We start from the raw sequence: 16,324 nt of genomic DNA on the forward strand, positions 1-16,324 counted from the left end.
CGGTCCTCGCGGCCGTACAACAGTGAGCGGCCCGAGCGCGGCACCGGCCCCGCCCAGACAGCTGGGGGCGCGGCCGGTGATCACCGGCCCAGTGGTCCCGCCAGTCGTCCGTCCTCCGATCGGCCTTCGCCGGAACGAGCGGGCGGTGACAGTGGCTCGGCGGGCGGCGCGGTCACCAGTCGCCGCCCGGATGATCGTCGTCCGGGGGAGCGTCCTTTCGTTGACCGCCCTGCGGGTGACCGACCCGAGCGGCCCCGGGGGACCCGCCCGGACGGGTCGGCCCCTGAGCGCAGAGAACGGCCAACCGGGTCCAGCGGGGCTGGGCGACCGGAGACCCGGGGTCGGTTCGCGACCGACAGGCCGGCTCGCGGTGGTACCGGAGGGCCCGACCGTTCGGCCCGTGGAGGTAGCGGAGGCGTCGGCCGCCCTGCCCGTAGCGCTGGCGGCGGCTTCGACCGGCAGGCCCGCGGAGGCGCAAACGCGGACAGGCCGGCCCGTGGCGGTGCCGGCGGCCACGGCCGGTCGGGGCCGGCACGGGACGGTGCGGCTCCGCGCCGCCGCCCGCCGGCTCCCCCGCTGCCGGACAAGGCCCGGGCCGAGCTGCTCGACCGGGACATCCGGCGCGACCTGCGGAGCGTGCCGGCACCGCTGGCGGAGACCATTGCCCGGCATCTCGTTGCTGCCGCGATGCTTGTCGACGAGGATCCCGCGCTGGCTCTGGAACATGCGCGGGCGGCTGCCGCGAGGCTGCCGAGAATGGCGGCTGTCCGCGAGGCGGTCGGTGTCGCCGCGTACCACGCCGGCGAGTACGCGGCGGCGCTGCTGGAACTGCGCGCAGCTCGCCGTATCGACGGCTCGCCGCACAACCTGCCGCTGATCGCCGACTCGGAGCGTGGCCTCGGCCGGCCGGAGCGCGCAGTGGACTGCCTGTCGGACCCCGGAGCTGCCGAGCTCGACGCCGCGGGGCGCATCGAACTGCTGATCGTCGTCTCCGGTGCCCGACGCGACATGGGCCAGCCGGAAGCCGCTGCGGTGCTTCTCCGAGAGCACGCGACGGCCCGGACGGAGCCCAAGCCCTGGACGCCCCGCCTCTGGTACGCCTACGCCGAGGCATTGCTGGCTTCGGGTCGTCCGGTCGAGGCGCTGCGCTGGTTCACGGCGACGGCCGGTATCGACGAGGACGAGACCGACGCAGCCGAACGGATCTACGAGCTCACCGTGATCGACGACGACGACGATGCCGATGGTGCGGACGACGTCAGTGCCGACGCCACCGACGCCGGAACTGACGGAGCGGAGCGAGCGGCGAACATCCGCGGCACGGAGGCCGAGGTAGCTCCAACGGACGTGGCTGAGACAGATGTGGCCGAGGCGGTTGCCGGGGGAGCGGAGGCCGCTGGGCGGACCCCGGCCGAACCACGGGTGACCGGGTCGGGCGATGCTGGCGCGGTGGCTGGCGAGAGCGGCCGGACGGCTGCGGGCGAACCTGCTGCTGCGGCGCGGGCCGAGGACGGACCGGCGGGCGTGGACGTTTCCGCGGACGAGTCAGCCGACGGGGCCGGACCGCCCGAGGACGAGCTGCCCGAGGACGAGCTGCCCGAGCATGCAGGGACCGGCGAGGCAGAGTCGGCGGAGCGTGTGGCCGTGCCCGCGTTCGAGGGCCCGGCGGACGAGAGCGCCGACACCGGGGGCGACTCCGAGGGATCCGCACCGGGTGCGGACGAGGCGACGCCGGCTGTGCCCGAGGCCGCGGTCGACTTCTCAGCTGCTGGCGAGGGGGCCGCGGCGACCGTCGCCGCCGACAGCGCCGCCCCCATCCCGGAGATCATTTTCTCGGATGCTCCGGACGGCGGGGAACAGTCCGCGGCGGCGTCCCGCGCGCAGGAGCAGCCGCCGGCCTGACGGTGATCCACCGCCCGGGACCGACGTGTGCGGACGTCCCGGGCGGTGTCGCCGATCAGTCCAGCGGGCGCATCACCAGGCCGGTACGTGGCTTGGGGGTGAAGAGGGTGGACTTGCGGGGCATCCGCTCCGCGGCCCCGGCGACGGCGATGACGTCCGTGACCGGGGTCGGGTTGAGCAGCAGCGCCACGCCGCCGTGCGCCTGGGCCGCGGCGACCGCGGCCGGGGCGTCGTGGTGGTAGTCGACGACGCCGACCGTGTCCTCCAGCCCCCAGACGTCGGAGATGAGGGCGAGGTGCGCCACGGTCACATCCAGGCCGCGGAAGGCCGCTGACCGGTCCGCGGGCAGGGCCCGGCCGAGCAGGTCGGCCGTGGGCAGGGTCAGCAGGTAGGCGGCCGAGCCGTCGGCGATGACGAAGGCGTGGCCGTCGAGGCCGGCCTTCGCGAGATCGTCCAGCAGGCCGGCGAGGGCGCCCGCGGTGCCGCCGCCGGTGGTGAGCGGGCGCACGGTGAAGAACTGCTCGGCCCGGGCGACCGCGTCGGCCAGGGTGAGGCCCCGGACGGCGCGGTGGATGGGGTGCACCTGCGGGCCGCTGACGGTCGCGTCCACCAGGAAGGTGAGCCCGTAGTCCCAGGGGCCGTCTCCGTCGCCCGCCGTGTGGCGTTCGGCCTGGTACTGGCGGTAGGTCGCGTAGCGGTGGTGACCGTCGGCGATCACCGCCCGGCGGGGGAGCAGGTCCGCCGCGATGACGTCCAGGGCGGCCGGCTCCTCGATCGTCCACAGTCGGTGGGTCACACCGTCGGCGGTGCTGACGTCCATGAGCGGTTCGGTGCGCACGGCAGCCGCGACGGCCTCGCTGGCGGCGCCGCCCCGTCGTAGAGAAGGAAGATCGGTTCCAGGTTCGCCGCGGTCGCCCGGGTCAGGGCCAGGCGGTCGGAGACCGGGCCGGCCATGGTGTTCTCGTGCGGCAGCACGATCTGCGCGTCGGGGTCGGCGAGCGCCAGCGCCCCGACGAGCCCGCGCTGGACGTGGCCGTCCTGACGCTGCTCGTAGACGTAGAGCCGCGGGCTGGTGTCGCGGACCAGGACTCCGCTGGCCAGCCAGCGTCGGAGCGTCCGCGCCGCCCGTTCGTACCGGTCCGCGCCGTCGTCGGCGCTGTCCGGGTCGCGGGGCAGGATCAGTCGGACGGCGTTGTGTTCCGCCGCGGCCTCCAGCTCGGCGCGCTCGTCGTCGTCGATGACGTCGTAGGGCGGCGAGGTCAGCGCGGCGAGCTCCGGGCCCGCGGCGGCGAAACGTGCCGCGCGGAACGGGGCGAGGACCAGGCCGGCAGGAACGGGCACGGCGGCGTCGGAGGCAACCATGACGCGCATCGTAGGTGCTTGTGCACTCCCGCCGTGTGCGGCCGTGGCGCAGATCCGTCCGTCGGACGGCGGCGGTGGGGTCCGGCGGTGGGGCCCGGCGGCAGGGCCGGCGCCGCGGGTCCGGGTGGCGCGGAAGACAGGCCGTTATTCCGATGTTGAGGCATCTGAGTGGCGCTTACGGTGACACTGGTGAGGAGGGTGGGACGCCTCCCTCCCACCTGTGTCGCCGAGGACGCCGGCCGGTGGGGTCGGTCGGGTGTGGGCCGGCTGGCTCCGGTGCGGTCGTCGCGCCGCGTCGATCGTGCTCGGCACTGATCGCGCGGGCCCGTGGCGCGGCCTGGTGTGGCGTCCTGGTGGTACTGGTGCCGCCGCCGCGGTGGCCACAGCCGTGGCGGTCCGGACGACGTGGAGGTGCCATGACGGAGGAGTTCGGTTTTCCCGGAGGCAACGGCGTTCCGCGCGGCAGCGGTTTCGCGGGCAACGGTTCCCCGGCCGGGGAGGTCTACGACTGGTATACCCGCGGGATGGCCCTGCTCGGGCATGGGGACGCGAACGCCGCCGTGCAGCTGCTGGGCCACGCGGTCGCCGCCGAGCCGGCGTCGCCCAGCGTCCGTGAGGCGCTCGGCCGGGCGCAGTTCGAAGCGGGGCAGTACGACGACGCGGTGCGGACCTTCGCCTGGATCGTCGACCGGCACCCGACCGACGACTACGCCCAGTTCGGTCTGGGTATGGCCGCCCGTCGCACCGGTGACCTGCGGGTCGCGGTGGAGCACCTGGCGCTCGCCGTGGCGATGCGGCCCGACCTGGCCCACTACGGCGTCGCACTGCGTGGGGCACGTGCCGCGCTGAACCGCGCATGACGCCACTGTCGGCGCCGGTCATGGCGCCGCTGTCGGGGACGTCCCGCCCGCTCACGTCGCTGTTCGACGTCGCCCTGCTCGATCTGGACGGCGTCGTGAACCGCGGGGAGCGGGCGGTCCCGCACGCGGCGGCCGCGATCGAGGCCGCGGGCCGTGACGGGATGCGCTCCGTCTACGTGACGAACAACGCGCTGCGCACGCCGGAGACCGTCGCCGAGCGGCTGACCGGCTTCGGTGTTCCGGCTACCGCCGCCGAGGTGGTGACATCGGCGCAGGCGGCCGCGCACGTGCTGGCGCAACGGTTGCCGGCGGGCGCGGCGGTGCTGGTCGCCGGCGGTGCGGGGCTGTGGGAGGCGGTGCGGGCGGAGGGCCTGTCGCCGACGTCCTCGGCCGATGACCGGCCGGCCGCGGTGGTCCAGGGCTTCGATCCGGAGATGACCTATGCCCGGCTGGTCGAGGCGGTGCTGGCTGTCCGGGCGGGCGCGTGGTGGGTCGCGAGCAACACGGACCTGACGGTGCCGACCGAGCGTGGTCTGGCGCCCGGTAACGGCGCGCTGGTCGCGTTCGTCCGCGCCGCGACCCAGGCCGAGCCGGTGGTGACCGGAAAACCGGAGCTGGCGATGCACGCCGAGTCGGTGCGGCGCAGCGGCGCCCGCGAACCGATCATCGTCGGGGACCGGCTCGACACCGACATCGAGGCGGGGTCTCGGTCCGGGACACCGACACTGCTGGTCTTCACGGGGGTGACCGGGCCGGCGGAGCTGCTCGCGGCGCCACCGCAGCATCGTCCGACGTTCCTCGCCGCCGACCTGCGCGGGCTGCTGCGCCCGCAGCCGGCCGCGGTGGCAGCGGACGGGGCGTCGCGCTGCGGCTCCTGGGCCTGTGTGCTCGACGGGCGGACGCTGCGCTGGCGCCCCACCGCCGGTGCGGACACCGCCAGTGCGGACGACACCGACGGCGACGGTCTGAATGCGCTGCGGGCGGCCTGCGCGCTGGCCTGGTCGGCCGCCGACGCCGGGCACGAGCTGACGGCGCTGGCGGACGAACGCCCACCGGGATGTGAGGATCTTCGCCTGCCGGCGACCCGATGAGCTACCTCAGAGCAGTGAGCGGACCCGCAGGAGATCACGGATGCTCGCGTCGACCTTGAGTCGTCCGCTGGCCCAGGCGGTGCTCACCGAGAGCGTTCCTTCGGTGACGGCAAGCAGGTCGTCGCTGCTGAGCGTGAGGGTGATCTGAGCGCCCGGATGTTCGCCCTCGCCGATGTCCTGCAGGAAGCCGTCGCGGAGATGGCCGGAGAACGTGGTCGCCAGGTCCGGGATGCGGCATGAGATGACGCGGTCGGGGGTGCGCGGCGGGCGGCGGCCCCGGGCGAGCTCGTCGAGGCGGGAGGCGAGGGCGCGCAGCGCGGCCTCACACTGCACACGGTCGGCCATGCCGGACGTTCCCCTCCTCTGCACCGGGCCGGGACCCGGACGGCTCGGATCCCCCGGCCAGAGACACTAACGCCCGGACACGCTCCCCGACCGGACCCGCTCGGCCCGGCGGGCGGGGCGGGAGCGGCGGGGCGGGCACGGCGGATGTGAGGGCAGCCACGTGCGCCCCGGCTGATGCGGTGGCCGGCCACCAGCGTCACACCGAATGYGAGAGGCTTGTCCGGTGAACACCGACGAACTGCCCGCCGAGCTGACAGCGGCACTCGCGCGGCTCGCCACGCTCCCCGGCCGGCCGGCCGCCGAGCACCTGGAGGTGTTCGAGGACGTGCACAGGCTCCTGGAGGAGTCCCTGCAGGATCTTGCCGGTGGGCCCGCTGGTCGCGGTGTGCCGGGCCCGCCTGCCGGTTCCGGTCCGCACGCGGGTTCGGGTGTGCCCGGGGTGCCCGGCGCGGGTGGCGCCCGGGCACCCCGGTGAGGCGGGCGGGATCGTCGATGGCACGTCGGACCCGTCTGGACGTCGAGCTCGTCCGTCGCCGGCTTGTGTCCTCCCGGGAGCGGGCGGCCGAGGCGATCTCCGCCGGCCGGGTCCGGGTTGGCGGGGTTCCGGCGGCGAAGGCCGCGACGATGGTCGACACGTCGGCATCGATCGTCGTCGTGACCGAGGACGATCCGGGCTACGCCTCCCGCGGGGCGCACAAGCTGGTCGGCGCCTTCGAGGCGTTCGGCGCCGCGCCACCGCCTCCCGGCCCGCCACCGCCTCCCGGCCCGCCTCCTCTCGGCCCCGCGGATCCCGACCCCGCGGAGTCGGGATCGATGCCGGACCCGCGGCCCAGGCTGGTCGTGGCGGGGCGGCGCTGCCTGGACGTCGGAGCCTCCACCGGCGGTTTCACCGACGTGCTGCTGCGGTACGGCGCCCGGGAGGTGGTGGCTGTCGACGTCGGCTACGGGCAGCTCGTCTGGCGGCTGCGCGCGGATCCGCGGGTGCTCGTGCTGGACCGGACGAACGCCCGCAACCTGTCCCCCGAGCAGGTCGGGGAGCCGGTGGAACTGGTCGTGGGTGATCTGTCGTTCATCTCGCTGGAGCTGGTGTTGCCGGCGCTGCGTGCGTGCGCTGTGCCCGGTGCCGACTTCGTCCTGTTGGTCAAGCCGCAGTTCGAGGTCGGGCGGGAGCTCCTCGGCGCCGGCGGTGTCGTCCGTGATGTGGCCCTGCACGCGAGTGCGGTGCGGTCCGTCGCCCAGGCGGCCCTGGGCCTCGGGCTCGGCGTCCGCGGGGTGGTCGCCAGCCCGCTGCCGGGGCCCGCGGGCAACGTCGAATACCTTCTGTGGCTGCGTGCCGATGCCGTGCCGGGCTCGGGGGAGGTCGAGGCGATGATCGCCGGTGCGATCGCGGCGGGACCCGCGGGTGACCGGGCCGGCTCCGGCCCGCAGCCGTTCGGCCCGGGGCCCGGCCTGCCGGACCCGGGATCGTCGGGCCCGACCGGGTCCGCCTCTCCGACCACCCCCCCGAGGACCGGCTGATGACCCGTGAGGTGCTCGTCGTCACCCATCCCCGCCGCTCCGTGGTGCGGGAGAGCGCACAGCGGGTGCTGGAGATGCTCGGCGCGGCCGGCGTCTCCCCGCGGGTCCTGCGCGACGAGGCGGAGCTGCTCGACCTCGCTGCGCCGAACGTGGTCCCGGCGGATGTCGACGCCGCCGTCGGGGCGGAGCTGGTGCTCGTCCTGGGGGGCGACGGCAGTCTGCTGCGGGGAGCGGAGTTCGCGCGGTCGGCCGACATCCCGCTGCTCGGCGTCAACCTGGGACATGTGGGCTTCCTGGCCGAGGCGGAACCCGACGCGCTGGAGGCCACGGTCGAGCATGTGGTGCGCAAGGAGTACTCGGTCGAGGAGCGGATGACCGTCGACGTGACGGTCCGGCACCAGGGTGAGCTGATCTACAGCGGCTGGGCGCTCAACGAGATGTCGTTGGAGAAGGCCGAGCGGGCCCGGATGCTGGACTGCGTCCTGGAGATCGACGGGCGGCCGCTGTCGCGGTGGGGCTGTGACGGCGTGATCTGCTCGACGCCGACCGGGTCGACGGCGTACGCGTTCTCCGCCGGCGGGCCGGTGATGTGGCCGGGTGTGGAGGCGCTGCTCGTCGTGCCGATCAGCGCCCATGCGCTGTTCGCCCGGCCGCTGGTGCTTGCCCCGGGGGCGACCGTGGCGATCGAGGTCCTGCCGGACGTCCCGGCGGTGCTGTACTGCGACGGGCGGCGGCTGCTGGACGTCCCCCAGCTGTCGCGGGTCGAGGTGGTCCGGGGGCGGCGCCCGGTGCGRCTCGCGGTGATCAGACCACGGCAGTTCACCGACCGCCTGGTCGCCAAGTTCGACCTGCCGGTGGCCGGCTGGCGGGGCGAGCGGCGCGCTGACCGGCACCTGCGCCCGCCTGGGACGTGACGGGAATCGGCGGCTCGCCGGTCATTCCCCGTTTTCCGGGTGCCGGGTGAGGGGTGGGTGACGCTAGAGTTCGGGGCGTGCTCGAGGAGATTCGCATCCGCGGGCTCGGCGTGATCGATGACGCGGTCCTCGATCTGGCACCGGGGCTGACGGTGGTCACCGGTGAGACCGGCGCCGGCAAGACCATGATCGTGCAGGGGCTCGGCCTGCTGACCGGCGGGCGGGCCGACTACGCTTTGGTCTCCTCGCGGCTGGGGCGTGCCTCCGTCGAGGCCCGGCTTGTCGTGCCGCCTGACTCCGCGCTGGTGAAGCGGGTCCGCGAGCTCGACGGGGAGCTCGACGACGATGTGATCATCGTGGGGCGCACGCTGACCGCGGAGGGCCGTTCCCGGGCGCAGCTCGCCGGCCGGTCCGTGCCCGCGAGTGTCCTCGCCGAGATCACCGAGAACGCGATCGCCGTCCACGGCCAGTCGGAGGCGCAGCGGCTGCGGCGTCCCTCGACCCAGCGGGACGCACTCGACCGCTTCGCCGGGCCCGCCGTCGCCGAGCCGCTCGCCCGCTACGGGCGGGTCCACGCGCGGCTGGCGAAGGTGCGGGCGCAGCTCACCGAGATCACCGGGCGGGCCCGGGAGCGCGCGCAGGAGGCCGAGCTGCTGCGCCTCGGGCTCGACGAGGTCGAACGGGTCGCCCCGCAGCCGGGGGAGGACGTGGCGCTCGGCGCCGAGCTCAGCCGGCTGGAGCACGCCGAGACGCTGGTGCAGGCCGCGCGGTCCGCGCACGGCGCCCTGGTCAGCGATCCCGCCGCCGGTGACGATGTTCCGGGGGCGGTCGACCTGGTCGGTGCCGCCCGCCGGGTCGTCGCGGGCGACGCCTCCCTCGACCCGGCGCTCGGCGAGCTCGCGAACCGGCTCACCGAGGTCGCGACCCTGCTCGCCGACGTCGCCGCCGACCTCGCGTCCTACGGGGCGGGGGTCGAGTCCGACCCGGCGCGCCTTGCGCACGCCCAGGCGCGCAAGGCCGAGCTGACGGCGCTCGCCCGCGCCCACGGTACGGACGTCGACGGTGTCCTGGCCTGGGCGGACACGGCGGGGCGCCGGCTGCTGGAGCTCGACGGCGACGGCGACCAGTCCGGCGCGCTGGCGGCCGAACGCGACGAACTGACCGCCGAGCTCGCCGCGCTGGCGGAGCGGATCAGCGTCGCCCGGTCCGCCGCCGCCGAGCGGTTCGGGGCGGCGGTGGCGGCCGAGCTCGCCGGCCTGGCGATGCCCAGGGCGCGGGTCGAGGCGGTCGTCGCGCAGCGCGACGACCCCACCGGGTTGCCCGTCCGTGGCCGGACGGTCGCCTTCGGCCCGAGCGGGATCGACGACGTGGAACTGCGGCTGGTGCCGCATCCGGGCGCTCCCGCCCGCCCGGTCGAGAAGGGCGCCTCCGGCGGTGAGCTCTCCCGGGTGATGCTGGCGATCGAGGTGGTGCTCGCCGCCGCCGACGCCGGCGCGACCATGGTGTTCGACGAGGTCGACGCAGGTGTGGGCGGCCGCGCCGCGGTCGAGATCGGCCGCCGGCTCGCCCGGCTCGCCCGCACCCACCAGGTCCTGTGCATCACGCACCTGCCGCAGGTCGCGGCGTTCGCCGACCGGCACCTGGTCGTGCACAAGGCCGACGACGGCTCGGTGACCCGCAGCGGCGTGGTGGCCCTCGACGGGTCCGAGCGGGTGCGCGAGCTGTCCCGGATGCTGGCGGGCCAGGAGGAGAGCACGCTGGCCCGCGGCCACGCCGAGGAGCTCCTCGCCGCCGCGGCGGCGGACAAGGCCGAGCTGACCCGCCCGTGACCCCCGCCGTATGACGGCAGCCGTCCCGCCCGTGGCTCGCCAGCCTGCGGTGCGGCGGCCTGCGGTGCGGTGGCCTGCGGCAGGGCGCCCGGCAGGTCTGTTCAGCTCGGTGTTACCGTGAAGACCCGTGGAGGCGCCGGGGCCGGTACCGGCGGCGTGACCACGGGAGTCCGCGTGGCGCAGGCGCATATGACCAAGCACGTGTTCGTGACGGGGGGCGTCGCCTCCAGTCTCGGTAAGGGGCTGACGGCGTCCAGCCTCGGCCGTCTGCTGAAGGCCCGCGGGTTGCGGGTCACGATGCAGAAGCTCGACCCGTATCTGAACGTCGACCCGGGCACGATGGACCCGTTCCAGCACGGGGAGGTCTTCGTCACCAACGACGGGGCCGAGACCGACCTGGACATCGGGCACTACGAGCGGTTCCTCGACGTCGATCTCGACGCGAGTGCCAACGTGACCACCGGGCAGGTGTACTCGGCGGTCATCGCCCGGGAACGCCGAGGTGACTATCTCGGCCAGACCGTGCAGGTGGTCCCGCACATCACCGACGAGATCAAGGACCGCATCCGCCGGCTGGCGACCGACGCGGTGGACGTCGTCATCACCGAGGTGGGCGGCACGGTCGGCGACATCGAGTCGCTGCCCTACCTGGAGGCGATCCGTCAGGTCCGGCACGAGGTGGGGCGGGACAACGCGTTCACCGTGCACGTGAGCCTGGTGCCGTACCTGGCACCGTCCGGTGAGCTGAAGACCAAGCCGACCCAGCACTCCGTCGTCGCGCTTCGCAGCATCGGCCTGCAGCCGGATGCGCTGGTCTGCCGCTCGGACCGGCCGCTGCCCGACGCGCTCAAGCGCAAGATCGCGCTGATGTGCGACGTGGACGACGAGGCTGTCGTCGGGGCGCCGGACGCCGGCTCCATCTACGACATCCCGAAGGTGCTGCACCGCGAGGGGCTCGACGCCTACGTGGTGCGCCGGCTCGGCCTGAGCTTCCGCGACGTCGACTGGACGGAGTGGGACACCCTGCTGCAACGGGTGCACCACCCGGCGAACACGGCGACGGTGGCCATCGTCGGCAAGTACATCGACCTGCCCGACGCCTACCTGTCGGTGACGGAGGCGCTACGGGCCGGGGCGTTCGCCGCCGACGCCCGCCCGGAGATCCGCTGGATCGGTTCGGACGAGTTCACCTCGCCCGAGGCCGCCTCCCACCTGCTCGAGGGCGTCGACGGGATCATCGTGCCGGGCGGGTTCGGGATCCGCGGGATCGAGGGCAAGATCCAGGCGCTGCGGCACGCCCGCGAGCACGGCATCCCCACCCTGGGGATCTGCCTGGGCCTGCAGTGCATGGTGATCGAGGCGGCGCGTTCGCTGGCCGGGCTCACCGACGCCAACTCGGCCGAGTTCGACCCGCAGACCGCGCACCCGGTGATCTCCACGATGGCCGACCAGCGCGACGTCGTGGCGGGGGAGCGTGACATGGGCGGCACCATGCGGCTGGGCCTCTACCCGTGCGCCCTGGGGGCGGACACGGTCGCCCGCCGCGAGTACGGCGAGCCCGAGGTCCTGGAGCGGCACCGCCACCGCTACGAGGTCAACAACGCCTACCGGGACAGGCTGTCCGCCGCCGGGCTGGTGTTCTCCGGCACCTCCCCGGACGGCCGGCTGGTCGAGGTCGTCGAGTTGCCCGCCGACACGCACCCGTTCTACGTCGGCTCGCAGGCGCACCCGGAGTTCCGGTCGCGGCCGACGCGGGCCCATCCGCTGTTCCGCGGCCTGGCCCGGGCGGCGGTGGCCCACGCGAACCGCCGGCGCGGCCTGCTGCCCGTCGACATCGCGGCCTCCGAGCTGGCCCGCCCGGCGAGCGGCACACCGTCCGGCGCGGACGTCACCGGCGTGACCGACGGGGAGCTGGTCTCCCCGTGAGCGCGGCGGCACACAACTACGAGGTGGCCGACAGCTCCGTCGTCTACCAGGGGCGGATCATCGCCGTCCGGCGCGACATGGTGCGGATGCCCGACGGCGACACCTCCCAGCGGGATGTCGTGGTGCACCCCGGCGCGGTCGGGGTGGTCGCACTGGACGACCGGGAACGGGTCGTGATGGTGCGCCAGTACCGGCACCCGGTGCGCGGCCCGCTCTGGGAGCTGCCGGCGGGCCTGCTGGACGTCCCCGGGGAGCCGGCGTCCCTCGCGGCCGCCCGGGAGCTCGCGGAGGAGGCGGGTCTGCACGCCGGCCGCATCGACCTGCTCGTCGACGTGTATGCCTCGCCGGGGATGACCGACGAGGCCTACCGCGTGTTCCTCGCCCGAGACCTGCGGGAGATCCCCGCGGCGGAGCGGTACGTCGGGGTGCACGAGGAGGCGGAGATGGCCATCACCCGCGTCGACCTGTCCGACGCGGTGGACCAGGTCATGCGCGGGGAGATCACCAACGCGATGGCGATGATCGGCCTGCTGGCCGCCTACCGCGCCCGGGCGGACGGGTTCCGCGACCTGCGACCGGTCGACGCCGCCTGGTCGGCCCGGCCCACCGCGACCGGCTGACGTCCGCTCCCGTCACCATCCGGCCGGCGGCGGCCGGCGGCGCTGTGCCAGTCGGCCGCCGCCGGCCGCCGTCGGCGTGTCAGTCGTTACCGACGAGGACGCCGCCGGCCTCCTCGACCGTGATCGTCTCGGTGGCGGTGAGGACCACGTCGTCCAGCGGGAACGCCTGCCCCACCCCGGGGACGGTGAAGTAGCCGTTCCAGGTCACGGTGAGCGTGACCTGGTAGGTGCCGGGGCGGCGGTAGGAGTGGGCGACGTAGGCGTCCGGGTGGTCACGCGGTGAGATCGTCGGGTCGTAGGGCCGGCCGGGTGCGTCGGGGCCGCTCTCCCCGTCGCCGAAGCGCCAGGCGTAGTGCGGCGCGGCGCTGATCGTCGCGAGCACCGGTTCGGCGACGTCGAAGGTGAACGCCGCCGGCACCGCCGTGTGCATGATCGACGGGAGGTTGGCGAAGCTGTTCCCGACCGGCTGGATCACCACACCCGGGGTGGGCAGCAGCTCCTCCCGCAGGTAGTCGGCGAACTGGGCGGCGAGGTCGTCGACCGCGATCCCGTCGGGGTCGTAGAGCACCGGCCCGCACTCCGCGACGAGGGCGTCGTACTCGGCCCGCTCGGCCTCGGTCATCTCCGGGGCGGCGCCGACACCGGTCAGCAGCTCGCAGAGGGCGTCCGGGTCGGGCGGGCAGTCGTCGCCGCAGCCGGCGCCGCCCCCGCCACCCCCGCTGTCGATCGGCACCTGCTCGAGCAGGCCGTTGTGGTAGCGGTACTGGTAGCCGCGGTCTGTGGCCCGGGTGTCGCAGCTGCCCCAGTGGGCGCTGGCGCAGCCGGTCTGAGAGGGGGGCTGCGGTGCCGCCGCGGCCGGCCGGGCCGCCAGACCGGGCAGCAGGCCCGGCCCCGACCCGGGTCCCACCACCGCGGGGGTCAGCCCGGCGGCGGTCAGCGCCACGGCGGTCAGCGCCACGGCGGCGGCCCGCGCCGGGCGGCGGCGGCTCACCGGCCAGCTCCCGCGGCGTAGATGATGTTCTGGATGCGCCAGCCGGGGCCGGTCAGGACGAGCCGGGCGGTGGCCGCCCGGGCCGGGACACCGGGCTCCAGGCCGGCGTCGCGGCCCGCCGGGTCGAGGAGCCGCGCCGGGCGGGCCGTGGCGGTGAACCGGACGTCGACGACGGTGCCCCGCCGCTCGCCCGCGGCGAGGCCGGTGATCTCGTAGGGGGCTGTCGCGGCCCGCACGCCGTTCTGGTCGAGGTGGCGGGTCATTCCGACGTCCAGCGCGCAGGTCTGGCAGCCGGGCAGCGCGGTGGCGGCCGTGTCGGCGACGCGCCCGTCGCGCGCGGCGGCGTTGATCTCGGCGAAGTAGGCCTCGACGACCTGGGCGGCGCGAGCGGGGGAGCTGGGCGGCACCGGGGTTCCGCTCCCGGCGGAGGCGGAGGGGACGGGCCCTCCGGGTGCCGCTGGACCGCCCGAGGCCGTGGCACCGCTGCCGCCCGCATCCGCTGCCTCCCCCGCTTCCGCGGCGCCGGTGGTGGAGCCGGGGCGGGGCGGGGCCGGCGCGCCGTCCGACCGGCCCGAGCCCCCGCAACCGGCGAGCAGCGGGCCCGCGCAGAGAGTGAGGATGACCGAGACGGCGGCGATGACGACCCCCGGGGATGCGGCGCGGCGTGACGATCCCGCGTCCGTCCGCACAAGGTGCACGATAGACGCTTCCCGGCGCCGTGGGGGCGGGCAACGACGAACCGGAGCCGCCGCCCCCTAATATCAGTTCGATGATGACCACGGCGGGCGGCGACGATGCCGGCCGCCGTGGGTCAGTGGACGACCCGACCCATCCTGACCAGGTCATCGACCGCTACCTGGATCATGTTGGCCGCGAGCGGGGGCTGGCCCGCAACTCGATCCTCGCCTACCGGCGCGACCTGCGACGCTACCGAGAGTACCTGGCGGCGCGGAACCTTGATGCACTGGCCGCGGTCGGCGCAGCCCAGATCGCGGACTTCGCCGCCGCGCTGCGCACCGGCGATGCCGAGCACCCGCCGCTGGCACCGACCTCGGTCGCCCGGATGCTGGTCGCGGTCCGGTCGTTGCACCGGTTCGCGGTCCGTGAAGGGGACGTCGACGCGGACGTGTCGCTCCCGGTCCGGGCACCGCTGCCCCCGCGGCGCCCGCCGCGCGCGCTGACCGTGGAACAGGTCGCCGCGGTCCTTGCCGCCGCCGGCCTCGCCACCCGCCAGGACGCGGCGTTCCCGATCGGGACCTCGCCGGCTGGAGCGACACCGGCGGGAGAGACGCCAGCCAGGGAGCCATCGGCTGGAGAAGCACCGACTGGGGAGCCGTCGGTTGGGGAGATGCCAGCCGCGCCGGCGGGGGAGGCCCGATCCGGGCGGGCCGGTGGCAGGCCGGCCCCGGTGGTGGCACCCGCTGGACCGCCTGCCGGCGCGAAGGTGCCCGCCGGCCCGGATCCGTCCGGGCTGGCCCGGCGGCTGCGCGCCGCAGCCCTGCTCGAACTGCTCTACGGCACCGGTGCGCGGATCTCGGAGGCGGTCGGGCTCGACCTCGACGACCTCGACCTGGAACGGTCCGCGGTGCGGCTGCGTGCCCGGAGTGGTCGGGACAGGGTCGTCCCGCTCGGCCACGGCACCGTGACGGCACTGGAGCGCTACCTGCGACGCGGCCGGCCGCTGCTGGCCGGCTCCGGGCCCGAGGTGACGCGGGGCCCGGGCGCGGCCGTGTTCGTGTCCCGCCGGGGGACCCGGCTGTCCCGGCAGAGCGCCTGGTCGGTGCTGCGGGCCGCGGCGGATGCCGCCGGGGTGGACGGGGCGTCACCGCACGTGCTGCGGCACTCGTTCGCGACCCACCTGCTCGACGGCGGCGCGGATGTGCGGGTGGTCCAGGAGCTGCTGGGCCATGCCTCGGTGAGCACGACCCAGATCTACACGCTGGTCACTCCGGACGCCGCTGCGGATCTGCCGGTCGACGGGCTACCCCGCCGGCCGGAGACGGGACCGCCCGCCCCCGGCGCATGACCGGCTGCCGTACTCGTGCGGGGCGCCCTGCGCGGGCGCCCGGGACCGCGTCGCGGCGTGCTCAGGACGGTGTGTACGGCCCCAAGCTCGGCATCCCGTTGGACGGCGCGGGCGAAGGAACCCCGCCGACCCCGCCCACCGACTGGTTGCTGCGCTCGGCAAGGGTCTCGCCCACCTTGCGCGCGATCGCTTCCATCAGGCGCAGTGCCTGCGGCAGCGACAGGTTCAGCACCACTTCGCTGTCGTTCGTCATCGCGAAGCGAACCGACACGTCCGCCATTGCTCGACCTCTCTCGCCTGACTCGGAAGTTCTGCCTACCGAAGATCTGTGTGGTGCATGTGACTCGGAACGGTACGGCCCATCTCGGACGAACGCACGCTCGGGGTTCCCCGAAACATGCCGCCCCTCACGGTGCGTCGCATCGCCGGCGCTCCATGTTGTGGTCAGAGTTCTGTGAGGATCTGCCACTCGTGCTGCTCCTTCGCCGGTCGCGACGCATCGCCGGGGTGTCCGGGCTGCCACCCGACGGGCCGGGGTTCAGACGGGCCCTGGGAGCGCGGTCGCGATCGTAGCTGCCCCGTTGTTCCCTCATAGTCCACTATCGGGTGAGTGCCCCTTTCGGGGGGTCGGGGAAATGTCCTCCCGGTTGCCGTTGTCGAGCCTGTGCGTCTGTAAGCCCCGTGCTGTGGGGGCTTGCGGCCAGCCACGGTGGCCGCCGGACGCCCCTTCGGGCGGTGCGACGCCACCGCGACGCCGCGTGAGGGCCGGGCCGCGGCCGCCGCAGCGGCAGGGGCCCGGGCCCGCGGAGCTGGCGCCGCCCCCGGCCGGCGCCGCCCGCCCGAGTCCACCGGACGCCTGCCGGAACCGGCCGCGGAAGCCGGGAACTGGGAGCGGGGTCACAGGCTGTGACACGGGTCGGCATGTGCGGGCGGATTCGGG

14 protein-coding genes and 1 pseudogene are annotated in these 16,324 nt (G+C 74.9%); 10 read left to right on the forward strand and 5 right to left on the reverse strand.

The genetic code is table 11. The annotated features are described in order from the left end of the window. Positions 1-636 precede the first annotated feature (636 nt). On the forward strand, positions 637-1,902 hold the full coding sequence (locus CC117_RS18075) for a hypothetical protein (RefSeq protein WP_071085707.1): 1,266 nt from the start codon (positions 637-639) through the stop codon (positions 1,900-1,902). A gap of 55 nt (positions 1,903-1,957) precedes the next feature. Here CC117_RS18075 and CC117_RS18080 read toward each other — a convergent pair. Then, positions 1,958-3,273: pseudogene (locus tag CC117_RS18080) on the reverse strand (DUF1015 family protein). Between the two features lie 407 nt (positions 3,274-3,680). On the opposite strand from CC117_RS18080, the gene CC117_RS18085 reads away from it, so the two are divergent. Together CC117_RS18085 and CC117_RS18090 are read left to right on the forward strand one after the other, a co-directional pair. Further along, entirely contained in the window at positions 3,681-4,124 is a 444-nt protein-coding gene (locus tag CC117_RS18085) for a tetratricopeptide repeat protein (protein WP_071085709.1), read from the forward strand. Further along, a complete protein-coding gene (locus CC117_RS18090) occupies positions 4,121-5,215 on the forward strand; it encodes an HAD hydrolase-like protein (protein ID WP_071085711.1) in 1,095 nt (364 codons plus the stop codon). Before CC117_RS18085 ends, CC117_RS18090 begins: the two co-directional genes overlap by 4 nt. Before the next feature lie 6 nt (positions 5,216-5,221). Here the strand turns inward: CC117_RS18090 and CC117_RS18095 are convergent, their stop codons facing one another. Continuing rightward, complete coding sequence (locus CC117_RS18095; protein WP_071085713.1) at positions 5,222-5,560, reverse strand: alkyl sulfatase C-terminal domain-containing protein; 339 nt, start codon at positions 5,558-5,560, stop codon at positions 5,222-5,224. 223 nt (positions 5,561-5,783) lie between these two features. On the opposite strand from CC117_RS18095, the gene CC117_RS18100 reads away from it, so the two are divergent. From CC117_RS18100 to CC117_RS18125, 6 genes are all read left to right on the forward strand, one after another. Beyond that, on the forward strand, positions 5,784-6,035 hold the full coding sequence (locus tag CC117_RS18100) for a hypothetical protein (RefSeq protein ID WP_071085715.1): 252 nt from the start codon (positions 5,784-5,786) through the stop codon (positions 6,033-6,035). Between the two features lie 17 nt (positions 6,036-6,052). Next, the gene (locus CC117_RS18105; RefSeq protein WP_071085717.1) at positions 6,053-7,078 is read left to right on the forward strand and encodes a TlyA family RNA methyltransferase; all 1,026 of its coding nucleotides are present in this window, start codon (positions 6,053-6,055) and stop codon (positions 7,076-7,078) included. Further along, positions 7,078-7,992, forward strand: coding sequence for an NAD kinase (locus CC117_RS18110; RefSeq protein ID WP_071085719.1), 915 nt, complete (start codon positions 7,078-7,080; stop codon positions 7,990-7,992). The genes CC117_RS18105 and CC117_RS18110 overlap by 1 nt, the downstream gene beginning before the upstream one ends. Before the next feature lie 77 nt (positions 7,993-8,069). Then, the gene (recN, locus tag CC117_RS18115) at positions 8,070-9,821 is read left to right on the forward strand and encodes a DNA repair protein RecN (RefSeq protein WP_071085721.1); all 1,752 of its coding nucleotides are present in this window, start codon (positions 8,070-8,072) and stop codon (positions 9,819-9,821) included. 174 nt (positions 9,822-9,995) lie between these two features. Then, on the forward strand, positions 9,996-11,747 hold the full coding sequence (locus CC117_RS18120) for a CTP synthase (protein ID WP_071085832.1): 1,752 nt from the start codon (positions 9,996-9,998) through the stop codon (positions 11,745-11,747). Then, positions 11,744-12,367 (forward strand): NUDIX domain-containing protein, encoded by a 624-nt coding sequence (locus CC117_RS18125; RefSeq protein WP_071085723.1) that lies wholly within the window; start codon positions 11,744-11,746, stop codon positions 12,365-12,367. Before CC117_RS18120 ends, CC117_RS18125 begins: the two co-directional genes overlap by 4 nt. A gap of 79 nt (positions 12,368-12,446) precedes the next feature. On the opposite strand, the gene CC117_RS18130 is transcribed toward CC117_RS18125, so the two are convergent. Continuing rightward, positions 12,447-13,358 carry a PKD domain-containing protein gene (locus tag CC117_RS18130; RefSeq protein WP_071085725.1) on the reverse strand — a complete coding sequence of 304 codons (912 nt, stop codon included), beginning with the start codon at positions 13,356-13,358 and terminating at the stop codon, positions 12,447-12,449. Further along, positions 13,355-14,056, reverse strand: coding sequence for a hypothetical protein (locus CC117_RS18135; RefSeq protein ID WP_321572623.1), 702 nt, complete (start codon positions 14,054-14,056; stop codon positions 13,355-13,357). The genes CC117_RS18130 and CC117_RS18135 overlap by 4 nt, the downstream gene beginning before the upstream one ends. Before the next feature lie 71 nt (positions 14,057-14,127). Between CC117_RS18135 and CC117_RS18140 the strand changes: the two genes are divergently transcribed. Continuing rightward, positions 14,128-15,384: a tyrosine-type recombinase/integrase gene (locus CC117_RS18140; protein WP_071085729.1), complete on the forward strand. Its 1,257-nt coding sequence runs from the start codon at positions 14,128-14,130 to the stop codon at positions 15,382-15,384. A gap of 61 nt (positions 15,385-15,445) precedes the next feature. Here CC117_RS18140 and CC117_RS18145 read toward each other — a convergent pair whose 3' ends face one another. Beyond that, complete coding sequence (locus CC117_RS18145) at positions 15,446-15,664, reverse strand: hypothetical protein (protein ID WP_006542192.1); 219 nt, start codon at positions 15,662-15,664, stop codon at positions 15,446-15,448. Between the last annotated feature and the right edge of the window lie 660 nt (positions 15,665-16,324).

It is taken from the genome of Parafrankia colletiae, assembly GCF_001854655.1.
Classification (GTDB): Bacteria; Actinomycetota; Actinomycetes; order Frankiales; family Frankiaceae; genus Parafrankia; species Parafrankia colletiae.

Excerpts from the sequence above, each read along its gene's own strand:
- CC117_RS18085 (WP_071085709.1), top strand. The coding sequence starts at position 3,681 with ATGACGGAGGAGTTCGGTTTTCCCGGAGGCAACGGCGTTCCGCGCGGC.
- CC117_RS18090 (WP_071085711.1), top strand. The coding sequence starts at position 4,121 with ATGACGCCACTGTCGGCGCCGGTCATGGCGCCGCTGTCGGGGACGTCC.
- CC117_RS18095 (WP_071085713.1), bottom strand. The coding sequence starts at position 5,560 with ATGGCCGACCGTGTGCAGTGTGAGGCCGCGCTGCGCGCCCTCGCCTCC.
- CC117_RS18105 (WP_071085717.1), top strand. The coding sequence starts at position 6,053 with ATGGCACGTCGGACCCGTCTGGACGTCGAGCTCGTCCGTCGCCGGCTT.
- CC117_RS18140 (WP_071085729.1), top strand. The coding sequence starts at position 14,128 with ATGATGACCACGGCGGGCGGCGACGATGCCGGCCGCCGTGGGTCAGTG.
- CC117_RS18145 (WP_006542192.1), bottom strand. The coding sequence starts at position 15,664 with ATGGCGGACGTGTCGGTTCGCTTCGCGATGACGAACGACAGCGAAGTG.